Origin of the sequence: Paraburkholderia terricola, assembly GCF_003330825.1 — a bacterium.
Lineage (GTDB): Bacteria > Pseudomonadota > Gammaproteobacteria > Burkholderiales > Burkholderiaceae > Paraburkholderia > Paraburkholderia terricola.
In genome coordinates, this window is sequence record NZ_CP024942.1 from 703,308 (window position 1) to 727,523 (window position 24,216).

General features: G+C 65.4%; 23 protein-coding genes. 6 read left to right on the top strand and 17 right to left on the bottom strand.

Annotation, left to right across the window (positions count from 1 at the left end):
• Positions 1-4: 4 nt before the first annotated feature.
• From CUJ90_RS21655 to CUJ90_RS21690, 8 genes are all read right to left on the bottom strand, one after another.
• Positions 5-1,204 (bottom strand): amidohydrolase family protein, encoded by a 1,200-nt coding sequence (locus CUJ90_RS21655; RefSeq protein WP_083082748.1) that lies wholly within the window; start codon positions 1,202-1,204, stop codon positions 5-7.
• A 37-nt stretch (positions 1,205-1,241) separates the two neighbouring features.
• Positions 1,242-1,955 carry an ABC transporter ATP-binding protein gene (locus tag CUJ90_RS21660; RefSeq protein ID WP_083082750.1) on the bottom strand — a complete coding sequence of 238 codons (714 nt, stop codon included), beginning with the start codon at positions 1,953-1,955 and terminating at the stop codon, positions 1,242-1,244.
• Positions 1,952-2,761, bottom strand: a complete 810-nt coding sequence (locus tag CUJ90_RS21665) for an ABC transporter ATP-binding protein (RefSeq protein WP_073430453.1) — start codon at positions 2,759-2,761, stop codon at positions 1,952-1,954. Before CUJ90_RS21665 ends, CUJ90_RS21660 begins: the two co-directional genes overlap by 4 nt.
• A complete protein-coding gene (locus CUJ90_RS21670) occupies positions 2,758-4,698 on the bottom strand; it encodes an ABC transporter permease (protein ID WP_114163908.1) in 1,941 nt (646 codons plus the stop codon). Before CUJ90_RS21670 ends, CUJ90_RS21665 begins: the two co-directional genes overlap by 4 nt.
• Before the next feature lie 145 nt (positions 4,699-4,843).
• Positions 4,844-5,428, bottom strand: a complete 585-nt coding sequence (locus tag CUJ90_RS21675; protein ID WP_114163909.1) for an amino acid synthesis family protein — start codon at positions 5,426-5,428, stop codon at positions 4,844-4,846.
• Between the two features lie 92 nt (positions 5,429-5,520).
• Positions 5,521-6,111, bottom strand: coding sequence for an amino acid synthesis family protein (locus CUJ90_RS21680; protein WP_114163910.1), 591 nt, complete (start codon positions 6,109-6,111; stop codon positions 5,521-5,523).
• Positions 6,087-7,025, bottom strand: coding sequence for a UPF0280 family protein (locus CUJ90_RS21685; RefSeq protein WP_114163911.1), 939 nt, complete (start codon positions 7,023-7,025; stop codon positions 6,087-6,089). Before CUJ90_RS21685 ends, CUJ90_RS21680 begins: the two co-directional genes overlap by 25 nt.
• A gap of 48 nt (positions 7,026-7,073) precedes the next feature.
• Complete coding sequence (locus tag CUJ90_RS21690) at positions 7,074-8,684, bottom strand: 6-hydroxynicotinate reductase (protein ID WP_114163912.1); 1,611 nt, start codon at positions 8,682-8,684, stop codon at positions 7,074-7,076.
• A gap of 374 nt (positions 8,685-9,058) precedes the next feature.
• Here CUJ90_RS21690 and CUJ90_RS21695 point away from each other — a divergent pair, with 374 nt between their 5' ends.
• Entirely contained in the window at positions 9,059-9,766 is a 708-nt protein-coding gene (locus CUJ90_RS21695; protein WP_114163913.1) for a TetR family transcriptional regulator, read from the top strand.
• Positions 9,767-9,826: 60 nt separating this feature from the next.
• On the opposite strand, the gene pcaC is transcribed toward CUJ90_RS21695, so the two are convergent.
• The 5 genes from pcaC to CUJ90_RS21720 all read right to left on the bottom strand — a co-directional run bounded on the left by pcaC (position 9,827) and on the right by CUJ90_RS21720 (position 13,921).
• Complete coding sequence (gene pcaC, locus CUJ90_RS21700) at positions 9,827-10,219, bottom strand: 4-carboxymuconolactone decarboxylase (protein WP_073430461.1); 393 nt, start codon at positions 10,217-10,219, stop codon at positions 9,827-9,829.
• Entirely contained in the window at positions 10,216-11,007 is a 792-nt protein-coding gene (gene pcaD, locus CUJ90_RS21705; protein WP_114163914.1) for a 3-oxoadipate enol-lactonase, read from the bottom strand. The genes pcaC and pcaD overlap by 4 nt, the downstream gene beginning before the upstream one ends.
• Before the next feature lie 5 nt (positions 11,008-11,012).
• Positions 11,013-12,392: a 3-carboxy-cis,cis-muconate cycloisomerase gene (locus CUJ90_RS21710; RefSeq protein WP_114163915.1), complete on the bottom strand. Its 1,380-nt coding sequence runs from the start codon at positions 12,390-12,392 to the stop codon at positions 11,013-11,015.
• Positions 12,393-12,552: 160 nt separating this feature from the next.
• A complete protein-coding gene (locus CUJ90_RS21715; RefSeq protein ID WP_114163916.1) occupies positions 12,553-13,212 on the bottom strand; it encodes a 3-oxoacid CoA-transferase subunit B in 660 nt (219 codons plus the stop codon).
• Positions 13,213-13,225: 13 nt separating this feature from the next.
• Positions 13,226-13,921: a 3-oxoacid CoA-transferase subunit A gene (locus CUJ90_RS21720; protein WP_114163917.1), complete on the bottom strand. Its 696-nt coding sequence runs from the start codon at positions 13,919-13,921 to the stop codon at positions 13,226-13,228.
• A gap of 380 nt (positions 13,922-14,301) precedes the next feature.
• Between CUJ90_RS21720 and CUJ90_RS21725 the strand changes: the two genes are divergently transcribed.
• Positions 14,302-15,231: a LysR family transcriptional regulator gene (locus CUJ90_RS21725; protein WP_073430466.1), complete on the top strand. Its 930-nt coding sequence runs from the start codon at positions 14,302-14,304 to the stop codon at positions 15,229-15,231.
• A gap of 167 nt (positions 15,232-15,398) precedes the next feature.
• A complete protein-coding gene (gene folE / locus CUJ90_RS21730; RefSeq protein ID WP_114164675.1) occupies positions 15,399-16,037 on the top strand; it encodes a GTP cyclohydrolase I FolE in 639 nt (212 codons plus the stop codon).
• A 13-nt stretch (positions 16,038-16,050) separates the two neighbouring features.
• Here folE and CUJ90_RS21735 read toward each other — a convergent pair whose 3' ends face one another.
• Positions 16,051-16,956, bottom strand: a complete 906-nt coding sequence (locus tag CUJ90_RS21735; protein ID WP_114163918.1) for a DMT family transporter — start codon at positions 16,954-16,956, stop codon at positions 16,051-16,053.
• Positions 16,957-17,239: 283 nt separating this feature from the next.
• On the opposite strand from CUJ90_RS21735, the gene CUJ90_RS21740 reads away from it, so the two are divergent.
• The gene (locus CUJ90_RS21740) at positions 17,240-18,283 is read left to right on the top strand and encodes a VTT domain-containing protein (protein ID WP_114163919.1); all 1,044 of its coding nucleotides are present in this window, start codon (positions 17,240-17,242) and stop codon (positions 18,281-18,283) included.
• 119 nt (positions 18,284-18,402) lie between these two features.
• Here CUJ90_RS21740 and CUJ90_RS21745 read toward each other — a convergent pair whose 3' ends face one another.
• The gene (locus CUJ90_RS21745; RefSeq protein ID WP_114163920.1) at positions 18,403-19,263 is read right to left on the bottom strand and encodes a CHAD domain-containing protein; all 861 of its coding nucleotides are present in this window, start codon (positions 19,261-19,263) and stop codon (positions 18,403-18,405) included.
• A 207-nt stretch (positions 19,264-19,470) separates the two neighbouring features.
• Between CUJ90_RS21745 and CUJ90_RS21750 the strand changes: the two genes are divergently transcribed.
• Entirely contained in the window at positions 19,471-20,070 is a 600-nt protein-coding gene (locus CUJ90_RS21750) for a short chain dehydrogenase (protein WP_083082772.1), read from the top strand.
• Between the two features lie 106 nt (positions 20,071-20,176).
• Positions 20,177-21,763 carry an inorganic phosphate transporter gene (locus CUJ90_RS21755; protein ID WP_114163921.1) on the top strand — a complete coding sequence of 529 codons (1,587 nt, stop codon included), beginning with the start codon at positions 20,177-20,179 and terminating at the stop codon, positions 21,761-21,763.
• 67 nt (positions 21,764-21,830) lie between these two features.
• Here CUJ90_RS21755 and CUJ90_RS21760 read toward each other — a convergent pair whose 3' ends face one another.
• Both CUJ90_RS21760 and CUJ90_RS21765 read right to left on the bottom strand, forming a co-directional pair.
• The gene (locus CUJ90_RS21760; RefSeq protein ID WP_114163922.1) at positions 21,831-23,177 is read right to left on the bottom strand and encodes an amidase; all 1,347 of its coding nucleotides are present in this window, start codon (positions 23,175-23,177) and stop codon (positions 21,831-21,833) included.
• A 19-nt stretch (positions 23,178-23,196) separates the two neighbouring features.
• Positions 23,197-24,177, bottom strand: a complete 981-nt coding sequence (locus tag CUJ90_RS21765) for an ABC transporter substrate-binding protein (protein ID WP_114163923.1) — start codon at positions 24,175-24,177, stop codon at positions 23,197-23,199.
• Between the last annotated feature and the right edge of the window lie 39 nt (positions 24,178-24,216).

A 24,216-nucleotide genomic window follows, 5' to 3' on the forward strand; every position in this document is an offset into this window, starting at 1 on the left:
GCGTTCAAAGCACGACCGGCACTTCGGTCGCCGGCGGCGTGTTGCGGCTGCGCCGGCAACGGATCAGACCGTCGATCATCACCATGCCCACGCCTGGAATATCGCCGAGTCGCACGCTTTCGAGCAGCGTATCCGCCGCGGTGTGCTGCGCGCGATCCATGAACACGAGGTCGGCGGGACGGCCCACTTCGATCAAACCCTGACGCAGATTGCGTTGCCGCGCGGTGTTGCCGGTTGCGAAGCAGAAGGCGATTTCAGCGGGAATATCGGCGAGGCTCGAAATCAACGCGATCATCCGCAGAATGCCGAGCGGTTGCACGCCGGAACCCGCGGGGCTGTCGGTGCCGAGAATGATCCGGTGCGGGCATTTCAGTTCGATCGCGTGACGCGCGGTGAGCAACGCGATTCGCTCGTTGCCGTTGTGGACGATTTCCAGCGCGCGGCTCGATTGCTCGCACAAGTCGCACACGTGCCGATAGGAAAGCGACGTATGGCCGCCGTTGATATGGCCGATCACGTCGGCGTCGGCGGCAAGCACCACGTCGCGGTCGATCAGCCCGGAGCCGGGAATCGACGGACCGCCCGTGTGAATCGTGCTTTGAATGCCGTATTTGCGCGCCCACGCCACCATTTGCGCGGCTTCCTCGCCGCCCTTCACGCTGCCGAGGCCGACTTCGCCGAGCAGCTTCACGCCCGCTTCCGAGAGTTCCTTGAAGTCCTCTTCGACCATGCCCTTCTCGATCACCGGCGCGCCGGCCATCACCTTCACGCCGCCGCCGACGCCCGCGCCGCGCATTCCCTCGAACGAGCGTTGCGCGGTGATCGCCAGCGCCTTCACGCCGAGCACGTCCTTGGGGCGGCCGGGCAGATGCACCTCGCCGGCGGAGATCATCGTGGTGACGCCGCCGTTCAGATTCGATTCGATCCAGCCCATCTGATTCTGGCGCGGCGTCCAGTCGCCGAATACCGGATGCACGTGCGAGTCGATCAGACCGGGGGCGACGGTCGTGCCCTTGCAATCGACCGTGGTGCGCGCGCCTTCCAGATCGCAGTCTTTCTCCATGCCGATCGCGACGATCACGCCGTCGTCGATCACGAGCGTATTCGCATCGAGAATCGGCTGATCGATGTCGCCGGATAACAGCAGCCCGATGTTCGTTATCGCGACCTTGCCCGACAAGCCTGTCAACGTCTCTGCTGCCATCTGCTTCTCCTTTCGCAATTTCCGCGTGCCGACGCAATCACACGCTCAGATAAGCGCGCCTGACGGTTTCGTTCTTCGTGAGTTCGGCGATCGTGCCGCTGAAACGGATCTGCCCTTTTTCGAGCACATACGCGCGGTCGCTCACCAGTTCCGCGAAATGCAGGTTCTGTTCCGACAACAGAATCGACAGTCCTTCGCGCTTGAGTTCGAGAATCATGTTCGCCATCTGTTCGACGATCACGGGCGCAACGCCCTCCGACGGTTCGTCGAGCAACACCAGATAGGGATTGCCCATCAGCGTGCGCGACACGGTGAGCATCTGCTGCTCGCCGCCGCTCATCTGGCCGCCGGGGCGTTTCGGCATTTCGCCCAGATTCGGAAAGAGGCGGAAGAGTTTTTCCGGCGTCCATTGCGGCGCGCCTTCGCGCGGCGGCTGACGGCCGGTGTCGAGGTTCTCCATCACCGTCAAGTCCGCGAACACGCGGCGGTCTTCGGGAACGAAGCCCATGCCCATGCGGGCGATCTTGTACGACGGCAGCGCCGCGATGTTCTGTCCGCGGAAATGCACCTCGCCCTGACGGCGCGGCAGCAAACCCATCACGGCTTTCATCGTCGTGGATTTGCCCGCACCGTTGCGGCCCATCAGCGCCACCACTTCGCCGCGCCCGACTTCGAGCCCGACGTCGAACAGAATGTGCGCGCGGCCATAGAACGCGTTGAGGCCGGCGACTTTCAGCATCGGCTCGCTCATTGCAGCGCTCCTCGTCCTTGCTCGCCCGCCGCCGCTTCGTGCAGCGGCGCATGCGGCTGGAAGGTCTTGCCGGTGCCGAAATACACTTCCTGCACGCGTGCATCGTTGCGGATCGTCTCGGCGTCGCCCTCGGCGATCAGCTTGCCGCGCGCGAGCACGATCATGCGATCGGCGTAGGCGAACACCACGTCCATGCTGTGCTCGGTGAAGAGCACGCCGATCTTGTGCTCGGTGACGAGACGCTTGGTGAGCGCCATCAACTCGTTGCGTTCCTTCGGCGCCATGCCGGCGGTGGGTTCGTCCATCAGCAACAGCTTCGGTCGGTTGGCGAGCGCAATGGCGAGTTCGACGCGTTTCACGTCGCCGTACGCGAGCACGCCGCAGGCGCGGTTCGCGTCGGCGGCCATGCCGACCTGTTCGAGCAGCGCGAGCGCTTCATCGGCGTAGCGCGAGCCCGCGGGTTTCCACAAGCCGAACGTCTTGCGTTCGCGCGACACCAGCGCCATCTGCACGTTTTCAAGCACGGTCATCGAATTGAAGGTCGCGGCGATCTGGAACGTGCGGCCGACGCCCAGCCGCCAGATATCGCGCGGCCGCATGCCGACCAGTTCATGATCGTTCAGGCGAATCGAGCCGGACGACGGTTGCAACTGGCCGTTGACCATGTTGAAGCAGGTCGACTTGCCCGCGCCGTTCGGGCCGAGCAGCGCCAGCAGTTGACCGGCTTCGAGATCGAAGGACACATCGTCGACCGCTTTCAGGCCGCCGAACGACCTGGAGAGGCCCGAGACGCGCAGCAAGCTCATAGCCCCTCCTTGATCGCCGCGCGCCGCGAAGGCGGCGCGGCGTTCGCTTCGGCCTGGTCGAGGTTGTCGTCGCCGAAACGCTCGCGAATGAAACCGACGATGCCTTGCGGAAACGCGATCACCAGCAGCAGGATCGTCAAGCCCAGCAGCGCCTGCCAATAGTCGGTTTGCCGCGCGACCGTGTCTTGCAGCCACGTGAACACCGCCGCGCCGACGATCGGCCCGGTCAGCGTCTGCAAGCCGCCGAGCAGCACCATCACGAGGCCGTCCACGGAACGGCTCACGCTGATTACCTCCGGGGAAATCGTCCCCTTGGAGAACGCATAGAGCGACCCGGCCAGCCCGCAAAACAGCGACGCGATCACGAAGGCCGCCCACTGCACGCGCTTCACGTCGATGCCGATCGCCTCCGCGCGCAACACCGAATCGCGCGACGCCCGCATCGCGTAACCCAGCGGCGAGAACAGCATCTTGCGCAGCAGCCACACGCCGAGCACCGCGCACGCGAGCGTCAGATAGTAATAAGCCACCGGCGAGGACAACCAGTTCGACGGCCACAAACCGAGAATGCCGTTGCTGCCGCCCGTCACGTCGTCCCACTGGAACACCACCGACCACACGATCTGTGCGAACGCGAGCGTCAGCATGGCGAGATAGACGCCCGAGAGGCGCACGCAGAACCAGCCGAACACCAGCGCGCCGGCCACGGCCAGTAGCGGCCCGAGCAGCAACGCGGCTTCCATCGGCAGATTCAGAACCTTGATGAATAGCGCCGCGCCGTAGGCGCCCAGTCCGAAGTAAGCGGCGTGGCCGAACGAATGCATGCCGCCCGGTCCCATGATGAAGTGCAGACTCGTCGCGAACAGCACGGCGATCAGGATTTCCACCAGCAGCACGGGCATGTAGGGAAACGCGTTGGCCGCGAGCGGCGCGAGCACGAGCACCAGCAGCGCGACCGCGGCGAGCCATTTCAGGCGCTTGCCCGCAGGGCGCAAAGGCGTTTCCGGCGCGGCCATGCCGCGCACCGCGGCGCTCGCCTTGCCTAGCAAACCCCAAGGCCGCACCACCAGCACGACAGCCATCACGACGAACTCGGCCACCAGCGTAAAGCGGCTCAACGAAAGGCCGACGCCGAAGATCGTCACGTGTCCGATGCCGATGCACAGCGCCTTGATCTCCGCGATGATCAGCGCGGCGACGAACGCGCCCGGAATCGAACCCATGCCGCCGACCACCACCACGACGAACGCGTTGCCGATGGTCTCCAGATCGAGCGACAGATTCGCCGACATGCGCGGCCCTTGCAGCGCGCCGCCCAAACCCGCGAGAAACGCGCCGACGAAAAACACGCCGGTAAACAGCCACGCCTGATTGATGCCGAGCGCGCCGAGCATCTCGCGATCCTGGGTCGCGGCGCGCACCAGCGTGCCCCAGCGCGTGCGCGTCAATGCATACCAGAGCAGCAGCAACACCACCGGCCCGATCACGATCAGCGCGATATCGTAGGTGGGCAGCGGATGGCCGAGGAAATCGACCGCGCCGGCAAGATGCGGCGCACGCGGTCCGAACAGGTCTTGCGGACCCCACAGCCACAACGCGGCGTCGCGGAAGATCAGCACCAGCGCGAACGTGGCGAGCAGATGAAACAACTCGGGCGCCTGATAGATGCGCCGCAACACGATCATCTCGACCAGCGCGCCGAGCACCGCGACCACCAGCGCGGCTGCCAGCACCGACAGCCAGAAACCGCCGGCCGTTTGCCCGAAGCGGCTCGCGATGCTATACGCGACGTAGATGCCGAACATATAGAACGAGCCGTGCGCAAAGTTGACGATGCGCGTCACGCCGAAGATCAGCGACAAACCGGCGGCCACGAGAAACAGCGTCGACGCATCGGCGAGTCCGTTGACCAGTTGTACCAGCAAATTCGAAAGCATCGTGCCCCTCGGCAGCTTGCGGTTCGAGCGTCGCGATTGGCCCGCCACGCACGAACAGCAGACGTTATAGCGTGCGGCACCATGCGCGCACGCGTCGACGGCAGGACAATACGCCGGAAGTCCCCTTGGGGGCCAGCGCAACGACTCAGCGCAAACCGTCTTCGCCCTTGATCTCGCTCACCTGCAGGCCGCCGATGCGCGGCAACGGCCGGCCCGAAGCCGTCACCGCGACCGCCACGACGATTTCGTTGGCGCGCGGCGCGTCCGCAACACGCGCTTCGATCGCATCGAAATGACTGCGCACGAAAGCTGCGTCCTTGTGGCCGAGCGGCACGTCGATCGCGGTGCCGAGCGTGCCCATCTTTTTCGCGGACGGCACCAGCGCCGCGCCCTTTTCGACCGCCACCCGCAGCGGCGCGCCGAGCTTGGGATGCAAGATCGCCGCCGCATGTTCCAGTTCGCCCGCCTCGCCGACGATCGCCGCCTTGCCGTAGCTCTGCGCTTCGCCGGGCTCGATGCCCAGCGCCTCGACGCACTTGTTGCCGAGCAGGCCGCCCAGTTCCTCGCCGGCTTCGATCAGCGCGTCGAGCGTCGGCTCGTAGCGGCCCGCATAGGGATTATCGATCACCGCGATGGCGACCGCGCGGCGCGTCGGCGGCTCGATGGCCTGCCCCATTTCAATGCGCGTTTCGTCCACCTGCACGATCAGGTTGCGAAGCTTGATTGCCATGTCGCTCTCCGGTTTCGATGCGTTGTTCCGCGGGTATGTTTCAGCGCGGTGCGGCGGTTCGGTTCGAAGTTTCAGTTCGAATCAAGCGCCGCTCAGCGCAAGCCGTCCTTGCCGACGACCGCCTCTTTCGCGAGACCGCCCACGCGTGCATGCACGCGCTGCCCGGTGCTCATCACGAGGATATAGACCAGTTCATCCGCCGCGGGCGCGCCGGGCACGCGCACCTCGATCGCATCGAAGTGGCTGCGCACATAGCTCGCGTTGACGTGCGTGAGCGGCACGTCGAGCGCGGTGGAAGGCGCGCCGACCTTCTTGGTCGACGGCACGATCGCGTTGGTCGGCACGCCGTTCTTCTCCAGCAATTCGCGCATCGCATAGCCGCCGGGGACGTGCCACAACGCGCCGTGCTCCAGTTCTCCGCGCGAGCCGACAATCGCGCCCTTGCCGTAACCCTCTATCGACGCATGCGGCACCTTCATCGCCGCAAGGAGCCGCTGCGCCATGTCGAGGCCGATCGGCTTGAGCGCTTCCATCGCGTGTTCGATGTTCGCTTCATAGCGGCCGGCGAACGGATTCGTCAGCACCACGGCAATCGCGCCGCGCCTGAGCGGCTGCGCGGGCGCGGGGCCGAACTCGTGAAAGATGTCTTCGACGTGCGTCAGCACGCGGCGTATTTCGAACACGGCGCCTCCTTTGTTATCGACGCGCGCTGCGTGATCCGCGCGCCGCTTTGCTGAATGCCGGCCACACGCACGCGCCCTTGCAGGAACAGTGCGGCGCCTTCGATCGAACCGTCCGCCTGCAAACGCCGCGCGGCTTCGACGCCACGCGCCAGCGCGAAATCGATCAGCGGCTGCGGTAAAGGCGGGACGTCGACGGTGACGAGCCTGTCGCCGAGATCGCTCTCGTCTTTCAACGACGAAGCCGGACGGCGCACGATGCCTGCGTGGTCCACGTTCACGGCGTTGGCGATCATCGTCGCGGCGGCATCGGCGCTCGCGGCGTCGCTGGCGAGCACGGTCACGCTGTCGGCGATACCGAGGCTGAAGCTGCGGCCACGCCAGCCGCTCGTCGCGATGCCGCGAACCGGCATGGCGGCGTCGAGCGTGAGGTTGGCGTCGAGCGGCGGTTCATCCGGCAACCGCGCGCCCGAATATTGCGCGAGGTCCGCGAATACGCCGATGCGGTACTGCTGCCCCTCGGTTAAATATAGTGCGATGTCGCCGCCGTTGTTGATGAACGCGCGCGCGATGCCTGCGCGCGCGAACGCCGCGATCAGTTCGTCCGCGACGCTGCCCGCCACGGCCGCCATGGGGGTGATGAAGCGCGCACGATGACGATGGCACGCCGACCACATGCGGCGCGCGACCGTGCCGTTGAGCGGGCATTCGTTGAACGCGGCGTCGGCGGGCACCGGTTGCCGAAGCAGCTTCAATTCTCCGACCAACTCCGGCAACACTTCGACAAACCGTGTCCAGCACGCTTCATACGCGGCGCGCACCGCGGCGGGCTCGCCGTCCGCGCTGAGGATCAGATCGATCGGGCCGTGCTGCCAATGCCAGCGGGTCGCGTCGAGTCGGGTGCGGGTTGCGTTCATTGTGTCGCCATGATGGTTGCCGTGGTTGCCTTGATCGCCTTGATCGCCTTAGCCGAGCATCGGCGGCATCGCCGGCGGCCACGGGTTGTCGGCATGGCGCGCCAAGGTTCGCCGTGCGAGCGGCGCGCCCTCCGTGTGTTCCGGCCCGTTCGCCAGCACGCTTTCGAGCGAACGCACGGCGTCGAGATGACCGCCGAGATCGCGATACGCGTCGTACGTCATGGTGAATTCGATCGGCGCGACGATCGCGGGCGTCGGCACCGTGCCGAACGAGCGGTCGGGCATGCGCGAGACGTCGACCATCACGGTGATGCCGCCGCCCGGCCACACATAGGCCGGCGCGCCGCCGCACGTGACGTTCACCAGCTTCTGCTTGATGGCGCGCGTAAGCAGCACCGGATTCTCCGTGGCGCCCGCCCGCAGACTGCCGCCCGCGCCGCCGAGAAACAGCACGGTGGCGAGCGACGGCTCGCAGTTCTCGCCGATCCGTTCGACCGTGCGGCGCACCGCGTCGGGCATGGCCGCGAGACGCGGCACGAGGTGCTGATCGAGTTCATACCATTGCGCGTGCTCGCCGGTGGTGGACACCATCAGCAGACGCATGCCCGGTTTCGCGACGGCGGGATCGAAGCCTTCGACAATCGCCAGCGGGTCCTGGATGTCGGTGCCGCCCCAACCGGTGCCGGGATTCGCGACCTGGAAATAGCGGCCCGGCGTGGATTTGCGCCCGCGAATCTTCACACCTGAGCGCGTCATGCCGAGGCAGCGTCCCGCCTGGTGTTCGGTCAGCACGCCCGTGATGTGATCGTCGACCACGACGACTTCGTCCGCATGGCCGAACCATTGCTTCGCGAAGATGCCGATCGTGGCCGAACCGCAACCCACGCGCATGCGCTGCTCTTCGACGCCGTCCACAATCGGCGCGGCGCCCGCGCGAATCACGAGATTCGCGCCGCCGTCGATGCTCAACGCCACCGCTTGCTTGTTGCCGAGCGCGAGCATCATGTCGCAAGTCACGCGGCCTTCCTTCTTGCTGCCGCCGGTCAGATGATGGACGCCGCCTAGGCTCAGCATTTGCGAGCCGTATTCGGCGGTCGTGACATGGCCGACGATTTCGCCCTGGCAACGCACGTTCGATTGCTCCGGCCCGAGAAAGCGGTCGGTGTCGATTTTCACCTTGAAGCTGCAATAGCTGAAAATGCCTTCGGTGACGACGGTGATCATGTCGACGTCGTCGAGCTTCGAGGCCACGATGAACGGCGCGGGCTTGTAGTCGGGATAGGTCGAGGAGGCGCCGACGCCTGTCACGAACAGCGCCTGTTCCACTTGGGCGGAATCGTGGGCTTCGGACGATGCGCCGAACGCGACGGTGGCATTCGTACTACTTTCGCCCGTGTCGGACGAAGCGGCGGCACGCGACAGAAACACCACCGGGTCGACGCGAATCAGCCGCCCCTGCGCATTCGCATAGCGGTCGCATGCACCGGTGCGGCCCTCCGATATCTGACACAGCACCGGGCAGGCATTGCATTCGATCTTGTTCGACGCCATTCGCTCGCTGCGCGGCGCCGCCTTCTCGAGCACGGTCGGACCCGGCGTCGAAGCGGTTTCGCCGTCGACGCGTTCCGCACCGAAATCGACCTTCATATGTTCTGTCATGGTGGGGTTCCCATACGACGACATTACAATCGGTCCCGCTCCGGCTGACGAATAGCCCTTGTTTCAAGGCACTTTCGCGTGATCCGCCTATTTCCGTGTTGCGGTCACTCACCGTTCGTGTAGTATCCGCTACACCAAACTTGCTTGAAATCTACTCGATCAAAATAGACTTCGCAATGAGTTTCCCGGCGGTCGCGGCAATGGTGCGACGCGGCATCGTCGCGTGAATCACCATTCAATCCGCGCCGAAGCACACGATCGCGCAGTGCATTCCGCAACGCGTGATGCGGGCTGTATGATGAAGGCGCGCCCAGGCGTCAGCCGTTGCGGTGCAGGTCGTTCAACCGACGCTAACAAAGAGATTCAAGACCGCCATGAGTCCCATTGCCGTCCGCAAGCCGGGTGCTACCGGCATCCGCGCGAAACAGGCGCAGGACACCCGCGCCAAGATTCTGAAAGCGGCGATCAAGGTCTTCGCGAAACAGGGGTATGCAAGCGGCCGCGTGGAAAGTATCTCGAAGGCCGCGCGTTCGCACGACCGGATGATCTACTACTACTTCGGCAGCAAGGAACAGTTGTTCGTCGAAGTACTGGAAACGATCTACACCCAGTTCAACGAGGCCGAGAGCAAGCTCGATCTCGATCTTGACGACCCCGTGCATGGTCTTGAGCAGATGGTCGAATTCGTCTGGCAGTACTACCTCGATCATCCCGAGTTCGTCACGCTGCTTTCCAGCGAAAATCTGCATCAAGGCAAGCATGCGAGGAAATCGTCGAAGCTCAAGGAGATTTCCGGCTATGCGATTTCGGTGGTGCAAAAGGTATTGGATGCGGGCAAGGCGCAAAACGTGTTTCGCGCCGACGTGAAGGCACGCGATGTTTATCTGACGATTGCATCGCTCGGCTATTTCTATAACGCCAATCAGTACACGCTGGGCGCGTTTCTCGGTGAGCCGCTAATGGATAAAGCGGCGCTCGCGCATTGGCGCGAGGTGATGAAGGATACGGTGTTGCGCGCGGTGCGTTTGCAGTTGCCGAGTGAGGTGGCGGCGGTGAGTGTGAGCGAAAGCGGCGCGGCGTGAAAAAACGCGCGCTGTGTTGCCGGCGCGCGTTTCTTTATCGCATGACGGCAAGCAACAGCGCTACGGATTCGCCGCCGCATCCTCTTCCCGAAACAGCTTGTCCGCAAGATGAAACGCCGAATTGGCCGCCGGCACGCCGCAATAAATCGCCGTTTGCAGCAGTACTTCCTTGATCTGCTCGCGCGTCACGCCGTTGTTTTTCGCGGCGCGCAAATGCAACGCAAGCTCCTCGCTGCGATTGAGCGCAACCATCATCGCGATGGTCAACAGGCTGCGCGTATGACGCGGCAAACCATCACGCGTCCAGATTTCGCCCCACGCATAGCGGGTAATCAGGTTCTGGAATTCTTCCGTCAATTCAGTGCGGTTCGCGAGCGAACGATCGACGTGCGCGTTGCCGAGCACCGCGCGGCGCACACCCATGCCCGCTTCGTAACGATCTTCATCGTTCATTTCGGCTCCGTCAGGAAGTCGAGCACGGTCTTCGTGAAAGACTCGGATTTTTCGATGTTGGAAATATGCGCGGCGTCCAGTTCGACGTAGCGCGCGCCGGGCAACGCCTGCGCCAGTTCGCGCCCTTGCTCCGGCAACGTGGCCACGTCGTGCGTGCCGCTGATCACCAGCGCCGGCACCTTGATGCCGGGCACTTCAGGGCGTAGATCGGTGGCGTCGATGGCCTCGCAATTCAATGCGTAGCCTTCCTTGTCGATATGCACGAACACGTCGCGGATCATCGCGAACACCACCGGTTCCCGTTCGATGAACTCGGCGGTGAACCAGCGCGGCAAGACCGCCTCGGCCAGCGCGACCATGCCTTCGCCGCGAGCCCTCGCGACGCGCGGCGCCCACACTTCCGGCGAGCCGATGCGCGCGGCCGTGTTGGACAGCACCACGCGCTCGAGCCGGTCCGCGTGACGCGCGGCCAACGCGACGCCGGTCAGGCCGCCCATCGATATGCCGCAGAAATTCGCGCGGGCGATCTTCAGCGTATCCATCAGGCCGAGTACGTCGCCGGCCAACTGGTCGATCGTGTACGGGCCTTTCGGCACTTCCGAATGACCGTGGCCGCGCGTGTCGTAGCGCAGCACGCGAAAGTGTTTCGACAGCGGCTCGACTTGCGGCGTCCACATCGACAGATCGCTGCCGAGCGAATTCGACAAGATGATCCACGGCGCGTTGCCGTGACGGTCGCCGTCGATTCGATAATGAAGCTCGGTTCCGTTGACTGCGGCGTAAGGCATGCCGGTTACTCCCTGGAAGTGGCGCGTGTCGCGCGCGCGGTATGAAGCGCCAGCGCGGCATCCACGTAAGCGTGGGCCTGGCCGACGTATTGAGCGGGATCGAGCAGTTGCCGCAAGCGCTCGATCGAAAGATGTTCGGTGACGGCGGTCTCGGACGAAAGCACGTCGAAGAGCGTCTTGCCTTCGGCGATGGCCGTCTTCGACGCGCGCTCGACCAGACGATGCGCGTCGAGCCGGCCGATGCTGTCGCCGAGCGCGAGCATCACCGCCTCGCCGAGAATCAGGCCGTGCGTGACGTCGAGATTCGCGGCAAGGCGCGGCACGTTCACGTTCAGGCCCGCGGCGATCTGTTCGATGTTGGCGAGCGCGCCGCCAGCCAGCCGCGCGAGGTCGGGCAGCGCGTCCCATTCGGCTTGCCAGCCGCCGAGCGCGCGCTCGTGCTCCTGCACCATGCCGGCGAACACCGTGGCGACCAGCCCCGGCGCGCGCGTGGCGGCGGTCAGCACGGCGGCGCAGCCGACCGGATTGCGCTTGTGCGGCATGGTCGACGAACCGCCCTTGCCGGCCGCGGCGGGCTCGGCCAGTTCGTCGACTTCGGTTTGCATCTGCAAGGAGATATCGCGCGCGATCTTGCCGAGCGTGCCGATCAGCATGCCGAATAGCGAGGCGGTGTCCGCCATGCGATCGCGTTGCGTATGCCACGGCAAGGCCGGCACCGCGAGGTCGAGTTCTCGCGCCAGCGACTGCGTGACCTGCGGCGCGGCATCGCGCAGACTCGCGAGCGTGCCCGCCGCGCCGCCGAATTGCAGCACCAGCACGCGCTCGCGCAACGCGTCGAGCCGTTCGCGGTGACGCAGCAGCGCGTCGAGCCATTGCGCGAATTTCAGCCCGAGCGTGATCGGCAGCGCTTGCTGTAACCAGGTGCGGCCGATCATCGGCGTCGAGCGATGCGTGGCCGCGAGTTTCGCGACGGCCTCGCAGGTGGCTTGCAGGCCGGCGTCGAGCAGATCGAAGGTGTCGCGCAGTTGCAGCACCGTTGCCGTGTCGATGATGTCCTGGCTCGTCGCGCCCCAATGGACGTACTTCGACGCTTCGGCGTCGGCCGCCTTCACGCGCGCGGTGAGTTGCTTGACGAGCGGAATCGCGAGGTTGCCGCCGAGCGCGGCGTCGCGCGCAAGGGTTTCGGCGTCGAGCTGGTCGGCGTGGCAGGCGGCTTCGATCGCCGCGACCGCGCGATGAGGAATCACCTGATGCGCCGCCGAAGCGCGCGCGAGCGCCGCTTCCACGTCGAGCATCCGTTGCAGCGTGGCGCGCGGCGACCAGACATCGTTCATCGGCTGGGTGCCGCAAAGAAGGCCGGTCAGACGGGCGCTGGAGTCGAGCATGATGGCGTCGATGATCGAGGATCGAAAGTGAGGTTTGCGCCGCGGCGTGCGCGGCGCTTCTGACGATAAGCGCCTGACGCTGCCCGCCGCTTCCTATCGTACAGACAGCGGACAGCGTAACGCACGCTGCGTTGCGGCGTATTGTGCGCCTCGCGGCGGGTTAAGCCGCGCGAGCCGTCTGCGTGCCGTCGATCAGCGGCACGCCGGTGAGCTTGTGCAGCGCATCGAAGTCGATGTCCGAGAAAATCTCGCGCACCACGAGGCCTTGCGCGGTGACGTCGATCATCGCCAGATCCGTATAGATACGGTTGACGCAGCCCACGCCCGTCACCGGGTACGTGCATTCGGCGGCGATCTTGCTTTCGCCCTGCTTGGTCAGGTGTTCCATCATCACGTAGACCTGCTTCGCGCCGATCGCCAGATCCATCGCGCCGCCGACAGCCGGAATCGCATCGGGCGCGCCGGTATGCCAGTTCGCCAGATCGCCCTTCGCGGAGACCTGGAACGCACCGAGCACGCAGAAGTCCAGATGGCCGCCGCGCATCATCGCGAACGAATCCGCGTGGTGGAAGTAAGCGCCGCCCGTGAGCAGCGTGACGTGCTGCTTGCCGGCGTTGATCAGTTCGTCGTCTTCCTCGCCTTTCGCGGGCGCGGGGCCCATGCCGAGCAAGCCGTTTTCGCTGTGCAGGAAGATTTCCTTGTCGGCGGCGAGGTGGTTCGCCACCAGCGTCGGTACGCCGATGCCGAGGTTCACATAGGCGCCTTCGGGAATATCCAGCGCAACGCGCCTGGCCATTTCATCGCGGGTCAGTTTTTTCATGTCGGTCTCCGGGTCAGGCGGCGGTGGCTGCGGATTGATGCGCCGCTTGCGGCACTTCGATCACGCGCTGCACGAAAATGCCGGGCGTGACGATCGCTTCGGGATCGAGCGCGCCGAGCGGCACCACTTCCGTCACCTGCGCGATCGCGGTTTTAGCCGCGCTCGCCATGATCGGCCCGAAATTGCGCGCCGTCTTGCGATAGACGAGGTTGCCCCAGCGGTCGCCCTTATACGCCTTGATCAACGCGAAGTCCGAATGGAGCGGCGCTTCCAGCACGTAGTGCTTGCCGTCGATCAAGCGGGTTTCCTTGCCCTCGGCGAGCTTCGTGCCGTAACCGGTGGGCGTGAAGAACCCGCCGATGCCCGCGCCCGCCGCGCGGATGCGCTCCGCGAGATTGCCTTGCGGCACCAGTTCGAGTTCGATTTCGCCGGCGCGATAGAGCGCGTCGAAAACATACGAATCGGTTTGACGCGGAAACGAGCAGATGATCTTGCGCACGCGCTTCGCCTTGAGCAGCGCCGCGAGGCCGATGTCGCCGTTGCCCGCGTTGTTGTTGACGATGGTGAGTTCGCGCGCGCCTTGCTCGATGAGCGCGTCGATCAGTTCCGACGGCATGCCGGCCGTGCCGAAGCCGCCGATCATGACGGTGGCGCCGTCGTGGACATCGGCGACCGCCGCTTGAAGTGACTCGAAAATCTTGTTGATCATGTCGAATTCCTGTTGGGGCGCTGCGTGCCGTCGGGCTGGCTGTCCTCGCGGACAGCGCTTCTCGCGGCAACGGTCTCCGGCCTGGGCTCGCGGCGGCATCGCCGGTTGAAGATACGGCGCGCGCCTTCGGTTTATTCGCTGCCGATTTGTTCGTTATATGAACGTCGATTCGTTTAGCGAACGCTCTGGCGATTATGGTTGCGCCGTGGGCGCGTTGTCAAGGCGGGGGCTTTCCCTTAATCATAGGTTCTCGTATTCGGCGTTGCGGTGGTGTTGTTCCCACTATCGCAAGTGCGCATGGTTGGGCTACCCTCTATTCGCCTATTCAATAGCCCCGATTCAATAGCCGATGCGTCCCGCGTCTCGCGGACAAACCCAGCATGTCAGACACCGCCCTGGATCTGAACCTGATCCCCTACCTGGTCGCCATGGAAGACACGCGCAACGTCAGCCGCGCCGCCGAGCAACTCGGCGTGAGCCAGCCGCGCGTGAGCACCGCCTTGGGACGCCTGCGCGAATACTTCGACGACCCGCTATTCGTGCGCACCTCGAAAGGCATGGAGCCCACGCCGCGCGCGCTCGCCATTCTCCCGGCCGCCCGCGACGCGCTGCTGCGCATCGAGAAAGGCATGCTCGATGTGCAGGAGTTCCACCCCGCCACCAGCACGCACACCTTTTCGATCGCGCTCTCCGATGTCGGCGAAATCGTCTTTCTGCCGCGCCTGCTGCAACTCTTCGCCGCACGCGCGCCTCACGCGAATCTGCGCTCGGTTTCGCTGTCGCCGTCGCAAGTGGAACGCGGGCTCGAATCGGGCGACGTCGATCTCGCGGTCGGTTATTTCCCCGACCTGTCGGGCAATAACTTTTTCCAGCAACGGCTCTTCACGCACCGCTTCATCTGCCTGATGCGCACCGGCCATCCGCTTTCCGGCGCGCCGCTCACGCTGCCTCAATACGTGGCCTCGGGTCACGCGGTCGTGCGCGCCGAAGGACGCAGCCAGGAAGTGCTCGAACAATTCCTGGCGAAGAAACGCATCAAGCGCCGCGCGGTGCTCGAAACACCGCATTTCATGAGCTTGCCGTTCATCCTCGCGCGCACCGATCTGCTCGCGACGGTGCCGCACGCGATCGGCTTCGCGTATGTCTCCGAGCATGCGTCGATCACGCTGGTCGAGCCGCCGCTGCCGTTGCCGCGCTTCGATCTGCGCCAGCACTGGCATCGCAAGTTTCATAACGATCCGCGCGGGACCTGGCTGCGCGGCGTGGTCGCGGAACTCTTCAACGACGCTCTGGACGAGTGGCCGAAGTAAAGGGCCAAACTGAGGGCCAAACCCGGGCCGAACTGAGCCCCAAACCAAGCGCCCCGACAGCGACAGGGGAGATCGTCACGATTCGTCGCAAAACATGGAACAATGACCGCACACAACGAACCCGCGCGCTACGCATGACGTCGACGCGCGATCCAGAGGAGCGCCGCATGACCAGCAGCAAGACAAAGAAAATCAAACCCGCGGCCGCCACGGGCCGCCCAAGCCGCGAGGAAGCCGAAGCAGCGGTTCGTGTGCTGCTGCGTTGGGCCGGCGACGATCCCGAACGCGAAGGCCTGCTCGACACGCCGGGGCGCGTGGTGCGCGCTTACGAGGAGTTCTTCGCGGGCTACCAGGTCGACCCGCGCGAAATTCTCGCGCGCACCTTCTCCGAGGTGGACGGCTACGACGAAATGATCGTGCTGAAAGACATCCGCTTCGAAAGCTATTGCGAACATCACATGGTGCCGATCATCGGGCGCGCGCACGTCGCGTATCTGCCCGTGCATCGGGTGGTCGGCATCTCGAAACTGGCGCGCCTCGTCGATGCGTTCGCCAAGCGTCTGCAGATCCAGGAAAAGATGACGGTGCAGATCGCCGATACGCTGAACGACGTACTGCAACCGGCAGGCGTCGGCGTGATTCTCGAAGCCGCGCATCAATGCATGTCCACGCGCGGCGTGCACAAGGCCGGCGTCACGATGGTCACCTCGCGCATGATCGGCACGTTCCGCACCGATCCGTCGACGCGTCGCGAGTTTCTGGCAATCGTCGGCAACCCGGGCGTGGTGGCGGTCGCCAATACGTAAGCAAGCTGAAGCCTTACGCCGCGCCGCGCACGGTACGCATCTGCCCGAACGTCGCGAGCAACACCGCCCCGAGCACGCAAGCCACGCCCGTCAACTGCGCCGCGCTGACCGCCTCGCCCAGCACGAGCGCGGCCAGCGCCACGGTGCTCACCGGCACCAGCGCGGTCATCAGTCCGGCTTCCGCGCCGCTGATACGCGCCGCGCCCGCATACCAGAGCACGAAGCCCGCCACCGTCGGCACCAACGCGTAATACAGCACGCCGACCAGCGCGCTCACGTCGACGGGCATGTTCCACGGCTGCTCGAAGCAGGCCGGCACGATCGACACCGCGAAACCGATGCCGCACATCAACGCCGACAGCGGCAGCGGCGCGACAGGCGTGCGCAGTTTGCGATTGAGCAGAATGAACAGCGCCTCGCAGACGATCGCTGCGAACACGAGCGCGTTGCCGGCGAGCGATCGGGCCGCATGCGGCGCGGTGAAATCGTCGAGCCGCACGGTGCACACCAGCACGCCGGCCGTGGCGAGAACGATCGCGCCGATCAACGCGGGCGCGGGACGCTCGCCGAGCGCGAGCATCGCCACCAGCGCGGACACGGCGGGCAAGGTGCCGGCAATCACGCCGGCATCGGCGGCCGAGGCGAGCTTCATCCCGCTGATGAGCAACACCGTATAGCCGACGCTGCCCGCGCCCGCCTGGGCGATCACGAGCAAGGTGTCGCGTCGATCGAGACGCGGCCAGCGCACGCCGCGCCAACGCATCGCCAGCACGAACAACGGGAACGCGATCGCGAAGCGCAACGCGGTCGCGCTGAAGGGCGGCAGTCCGGCCGCGATCGACTTGCTGACCACGACGGTGCTGCCGACCCCGAGCATGGCCAGCGCGCAAAACAGGTATCCGGCGTAACGCGCATTCATGGTGCTGTCCTTATTCGATGGAACGAGCACGCAGATTAAGCACGCGCGGACGCCGGGTCTTGAACGAAATTGCAGCGCATCCGCAGGTGACGCCCCGCGCTGGCCGGGCGCGAGATCCATCGAGTATCCTGAGCGGCATACGACCTCAGCGGACACGCGAACGAATGGAAGAACGGGCGAACTCAAGGGTCTGCAAGCCGGCCGCTCCAAAACACCTGTCGTCCAGCGACCGCCCAGGCCCCCGCCGCGCGTGCGCTCATTCGCCGGAACGGGAGCGCCTCAATTGATAGAGATTCCGTCCACGGCGGTTTCCACGTGGGGCGGCGCGGCCGTGTTTCTCAACGTGCTGTTGACGCGCCTCGGCGTGCCGATCCCCGCGGTGCCGATGCTGCTGTTCGCCGGCACGGCGATCGCCGCTGGCCATCTGTCGTTCTGGCCGATTCTGTGCGCCGCCGTGCTCGGCGCGCTCATCGGCGACGGCGTCTGGTTCAGCGCCGGCCGCATCTACGGGCGCGGGCTGATCGCCGCGCTCGTCCGGTTCGCCCCGGCCGTCGATGTGAAGCTCGCCAAGGCGCGCTCGCTATTCGAGCGCTTCGGCGTGCCGCTCGTCTCGATCTCGAAGTTCGTGCCGGGGCTCGCGTTCATCACGCCGCCGCTGATGGGCACGACTGTCGTCGATGCCCGCATTTACGCGCTGTGGGATCTTGCGGGCGCCGCGGCATGGGCCACCTTCTGGCTGCTCGGCGGGGCGGCGGCGGAACAGCAGTTGCATATGCTGCTGGCATTCGTCAGAGCGCGCGGCGGCACCGTGATCGACGTGCTGCTGGGCGCGGCGCTGATCTATCTGGTCTACCGCTTGATACAGCGATTCCGTGAACGCCGCCTCGCGCGCGCCGCGTCCGCCGCGGCGTCGCGCACGGAGTCCGGTGGAGCGCGCCCAATCTTGCCGCCCAAGGTGCTCGACGCTCGCCCCGAGGCGCTGGCGCTCGATACACAGCGCCGCATTCCCGGCGCGCTTGCACTCGATCCGCGCTCGCCGGAACAGCTCGACGGCGCGCTGCTCGCTCATGACCTCGTGATTTACTGCATTTGCCCGGACAGCGCGACCGCCGCCGAGATCAAGCAACGGATGCGCCGCCACGGCTATACGCGGATTCGTGCGTTGAAGGGCGATCTGGATGCGTGGCAAAGGCGCGGTTTTCCGATCGAGCCGCTGGAAGCCCAAGGCCAGCCCGGCACCGGCAAGCGCGCACGGCGAGCGCGCGGCGACGCCAGCGAGGCGGTCACGCTGCGCGGCTTCGCGCCACGGCGCAGCCGGAGCGCCTGATTCGCGGATGCGCGTCGCAAGCGCCCGCGGACATGCGAACGCTCGCGAGGCTTACGCATAGCACATAGCTTGAGGGCGCGGCTTTCGATCAATCTGTGCCGGCTCCGACTCCGCAAGCATTACAGTGTGCGCAGCAATCCGGCCGCCGAGCGCATGCGGCGTTTGCGCTCCTTCTTCAGCCATTGCAGTACCGCGTCGGTATCGCCGGAACCGGCCAGCAAGGCGGCGTTGTCACGCAACAGCATTTCGCTGGCGACGATATCGTTCAGCGTCCCGAATCGCTTCTGGATCTGCTTCAGGCGCTTGACCGTGCGTTTGCGGCCGCCCTTGAGCACCGGCCCGAAAAACTCCAGCAGATAGCGCAGTTTCTTGCCCGCCTTCCTGACATCGTGAAAGGCGGTGTAGTTCGAGCGCTTTGCATGCCGCGCGCGTTTCATGCGCTTCTTGAGCGTCCGCTCGGAGGCGGCCACGCGTTGATTGGCGAATTTGCCGAGCGGCACGCGCTCGTGCGCGGTGTTCAGTTCGCGGGTGGCGCTGCTCAAGGCCTCGCGCAGCAGATGTTTGACGTCGGCGTTCGAGAGCGTTTCCCGGCTCGTCGCCAGCGCGTCGCCACGCGCGTCCTCCAGGGTCGGCGTCAGGCCGCGCGCGATGCCGCTCTCCTGTGCAAGCAACTCGATCAGAATGTCCCAGTCGCGGGTCTTGCCGGCCGCCGTGGCGAGATACTTGTACAGCGCCCGTTGGCGCGTGTTCTCGCCCTCCTCGAGCAACGGTTGAAAGGCCCACCATAGCGAGCGTAAACGCCGCAGCGAAACCCGCAACTGGTGGAAATCTTCCGGTGATGGATCCTCGCGCACCGCATTGGCGTATTCGATCGCATGATCGACGAGCGGCGCCGCATACGACGCGAACGCGGTCTGCGCCGAAGGCGCTTCGTCGGCCGGCGTGCTGTCGGCCGGCTCTTTATCGTTTTTCCGATTCATCGTTGGGGCTCTCCCGCTCGATCGGTGGTCCTTCGAATACGCCTTTAGAAAGCGTAGCAAAATTAGTTCCCACCGCGCAAAGGCGCTGCGATTGAATAGTCATAACGCGCGCACACGGCAGGTTCTTTACGTCGATGGCGCGACGTCATGGAGAGACTATCTTGAACACACGCGTCGGCGCGCTTCGTCGATGCATCAGGAGGATGTATGCGAATACTCATTGTCGGTGCAACGGGCCTGCTCGGCGGAGAACTGGTGAAGCTCCTCGCGGCGGAACATGAAATCGTCACCGCGAGCCGCAAGGGCTCCGATTTGCACGTGGATCTGTCCGACAAGGCCAGCATCGAGTCGATGTACCGGCGGGCCGGTACGCTCGACGCGGTGATCTGCGTGGCCGGCACGGCGAAGTTCGCGCCGCTCGCGAGCCTCGCCGACGACGACTTCTCGTTCAGTCTCGCCAACAAGTTGATGGGCCAGGTCAACCTGGTGCGCTGTGGCGCCGCGCACGTGTCGCAAGGCGGCTGCTTCACGCTGACGAGCGGCGTGCTCGCGCAACAACCGATGGAAGGCAGCGCGGCGGTCAGCATCGTGAATGCCGGCGTGGAGGCGTTCGCGCGTTCGGCGGCGCTGGAATTGCGCGGCAAGGCCCGCGTGAACGTGGTGAGTCCGGGGTGGGTCGCCGAAACGCTGAAGTCGATGGGCCGCGATCCGTCGCAAGGCGTGCCCGCCGCCACCGTCGCGCAGGCGTACAAACGCAGCCTGGGCGGCAGCGCGACGGGCGAGGTCATCTCCGCCACGTCGCCGTAAGCGCGGATGCAACGGCGGCGGCGCCGGCGTCACGCCCTCGTCATCATTTCGACACGCAAGCCCCGCAGCATCGGAAGTTCCGCGACCAACTCCTGGGGCACACGTCATGCCGGAACTTTCGTACCCGCAATCGGGCGCTGCAAGCGGCAAGGGCCGTCATCTCGGCCTTGCCGTTTTCGTCGCCGTGATTGTTGTCGGCGCCGTCTATTGCGCCACGCATTTATTGGCCGATTTGCAACCGGTCCGCGAAAGCTCGGTTCTACCTTATCTGCTGCTCGGGACCGCGCTGCTGATCGCGCTCGGCTTCGAATTCGTCAACGGTTTCCATGACACCGCCAACGCGGTCGCCACGGTGATCTACACGCACTCGCTCGCGCCGAACCTCGCGGTGGTGTGGTCGGGCGCATGGAATTTCCTCGGCGTGCTGACGTCGAGCGGCGCGGTCGCGTTCGGCATTCTGCAATTGCTGCCCGTGGAACTGATCCTGCAAGTGGGCAGCAGCGCCGGTTTTTCGATGGTGTTCGCGTTGCTGATCGCCGCCATCATCTGGAACCTCGGCACCTGGTACCTCGGCTTGCCCTCGTCGAGCTCGCACACGCTGATCGGCTCGATCATCGGCGTCGGCCTGATGAATCAGTTGATGCACGGCACCAACGGCACGAGCGGCGTGGACTGGAATCAGGCGCTCGGCGTCGGCAGGTCGCTGCTGTTTTCGCCGCTGGTCGGCTTTCTCGCGGCCAGTTTGCTGCTGCTGATCCTGAAGGCCGTGGTGCGCATTCCCGCGTTGTACGCCGAGCCGAAGGGCAAGGAGCCGCCGCCGTTCTGGATCCGCAGCCTGCTGATTCTGACCTGCACGGGCGTGTCGTTCGCGCATGGTTCGAACGACGGACAGAAAGGCATGGGCCTCATCATGCTGATCCTGATCGGCACCGTGCCGACGGCGTATGCGCTGAACAAGGCGGTCACGCCGGCACAGACGCAGACCTTCGTCGCGGTCGCGCAGCAGACGTCGGCGACGCTCGCGAAATACACGCGGGGCGCCGCGCCGTCGGCCGATCCGCGCGCCGATGTCGAGACGTATGTGCGCACCCGCCAGTTGACGCCCGCCACCTTGCCGGCGCTCCAGCAATTGACCGATGTGATCGGCCGTCAGGTGGGCGCATCGGGATCGATGGCCGCCGTGCCGCAAAACGCCATCGATAACGTGCGCAACAACATGTATGTCGCCTCCGAGGCGATCCGTCTGATAGAGAAGGCGAAGCAACCGCCCTTCGCGCCGGAGGACGCCAAGGTGATCGACAACTTCAAGGCGCAAACCGATCACGCCACCAAGTTCATTCCGACATGGGTCAAGGTTGCGGTCGCGATTGCCCTGGGGCTGGGCACGATGGTGGGCTGGAAACGCATTGTCGTGACGGTCGGCGAGAAGATCGGCAAGCAGCATCTCACTTACGGTCAGGGGGCCTCGGCGGAACTCGTGGCGATGCTGACGATCGGCGCGGCCGACGTGTACGGCTTGCCGGTGTCGACCACGCACGTGCTTTCGTCGGGCGTGGCCGGCACGATGGCGGCCAACGGCTCGGGCTTGCAATGGGCCACCGTGCGCAGCCTGGTCCTCGCGTGGGTGCTCACGCTGCCGGCTTCGATCGCGCTGGCGGCGGGCTTGTACTGGGTGTTCCGCGCGGTGTTCTAGAACTCGAAGAAGGGTCGACGGCGCATCGACGGCCCTTCGGCGTGATCCGCTCAGGCTGTCCGCGTGCTCACGCGCCGCGCCGCTGCACGACCGCCGCTTCCCAGCCCGTGCGCGCCTCGACCCATTCCGCCAACGCCAGCAACCCGGCGTCGCCGTGCGCGGCGCCCACCAGTTGCGCGCCGAGCGGCAGACCCGCCGGCCCGAAGCCGACCGGCACCGTCACGGCGGGCACGCCCAGAAACGTCCACGGCGCGCAGAACGCGGCGTCGCCCGTATAGTCGAGGCCGCGCGGCGGCTCACCCGTGGCGGGCGCAACCAGCAGCGCATCCAGCGCCCAGGTTTGCGCGAGCCACGCCTGAAAGCGCTGCGCCATCGGCACCTGCAGCGCCTTGATCGTCGCGTAGGCGGTGGCCGGCAGCTTGCGCCCATCGTCGACCAGACCGCGCATCGCGGGGCTCACGAGTTCGGGCGTGCGATCGACCAGATCGCCGTGCGTGATCGCCGCTTCCACCGCCATCAATTGCAGCGCGTGCGCCGGCGTCGCGAAGATTTCCTGCGGCAACTCCACCGTGACGATCTCCGCGCCGTCGCGCGCGAGCTGCGCCGCGAGCCGGTCGAGCGCGGCTTGCTGGGCCGGCTCGATCGCGCCGCCGGCCTGCTTCGACAACACGCCGATGCGCCGCGTGCCCGCGCCGCGCGCCGCCGCGGCCACATGCGAAACATGCGAAACATGCGAAACATGCGGATCGGCGGCATCGGCGCCCGCGACGAGTTTCAACACATACGCCACGTCCGCGACGCGCCGCGCGAACAGCCCGACGTGATCCAGCGACCACGCGAGCGGCAACACACCGGTTCGCGCGATCGTGCCGTAGGTGGGCTTGAAACCGACGATGCCGCAATAAGCCGCGGGGCGGATCACCGAGCCCTGCGTCTGGGTGCCGAGCGCGAGCGGCACGATCCCGGCCGCGACCGCCGCCGCCGAACCGCTCGACGATCCGCCCGGCGTGAACGCGCCGTTCCACGGATTGACCGTCGGCCCCGGATGACGCCACGCGAACTCGGTGGTCACCGTCTTGCCGAGAATCGCCGCGCCCGCCGCCCGCAAGCGGGCCACGATCCAGGCATCCCGCTCGGGACGCCGCCCCTTGTAGGCCGCCGAGTTGAATTCGGTGGGCATGTCGGCGGTATCGATGACATCCTTCACCGCGACCGGCACGCCGGCGAGCGGCGCGGTGGCATCGGCGAAGTTGGCCGGCGGCGTATCGGGCAGATAACAGAACGCGTGCAACGCCGCCTGCGAATGTTGCGCGGCATCGTAAGCGCTTGAAATGTACTGCGCCACGGTGGCGTCACCCGCGGCGAGCGCCGCGCGGATCTCGCCGATGGTCGGCGCTTGATTGAAGGTCGTCATGAGAGCGTCGGAAAGCCGTTCATTTCGCGGCAAGCGCGGGCTGGATATAACTGTGGACGATGAACGTATCGTACTTCGGCTGCTGCTTCAGATTGCCGAGCGCGATTTGCGTATCCATCGCAACGGCCAGCGCTTTGGGCGTGATGTCGACGCTCTTCGGATACACGCCTTCGGTCAGCATGCGCTTGACGGCCGCGTCCACCACCGCCGGGTCGAGCGTCGGGAATTCCTTGCGCGCGATCGCCTGGGTTTCGGCCGGATTGCTCTGCATGTAGCGCAGCGCGTTTTGCAGACCCTTCACGAAGCGTGCGGCCGCATCGGGATCGACGCCGCGCTTCGCCGAAATCGACGAGAACGCGTACTCGCCATAGAGCTTCGGAAATCCGAGCACGACCTTCATGCCCTTCGCGACCGCCTGGTCGAGGCCCGGCTCGTACATCACCGCGATCTTCGACTGCCCGGCCACGAGCGGCCCGATCTCCGAGCCGAGCGGCACCTGAATCAGCTTGACGTCGCTCTGCGACATGCCGTTTTCCTTCAGCAGCTTCAGGAACAGCGACGTGCTGGTGGTCGGCATCTGCCCGGACACCACGACCTGATCCTTCACGTCCTTGATGCTGTCGAATTTGACGTCGGGCGCGGCGGCGATCCATACCGCCGCGCCGTTCACGACGTTGGCGATGATATCGACATCAACGCCCTTCTCCGCGGCGACCGCCGTCCACTCGGGTCCGTGCAGCGAGAAATCGGCGCTACCCGACAACACCGCCGAGAGCGCCGCGCTCGGGCTGCCCGCCGTCTGCCTCGTGACGTCGAGCCCTTCCTTCGTGAAGAAGCCGCCGTCGATCGCCACATAGAGCGGCAGATAGAGCATCGACTGGAACGCCTGCGAAATGGTGACTTTCTTGTCGGCGGCCAACGCCGGCAATGAAACGGATGCAACGGTCAGCGCCAAAGCCGTGGTCAGCGCGGCGAGCGCTTTTTTTGCTGTGAATGCCATCGTCCTGTCCTGGGAGAGAAGTGATTGGACTGCCGGGAA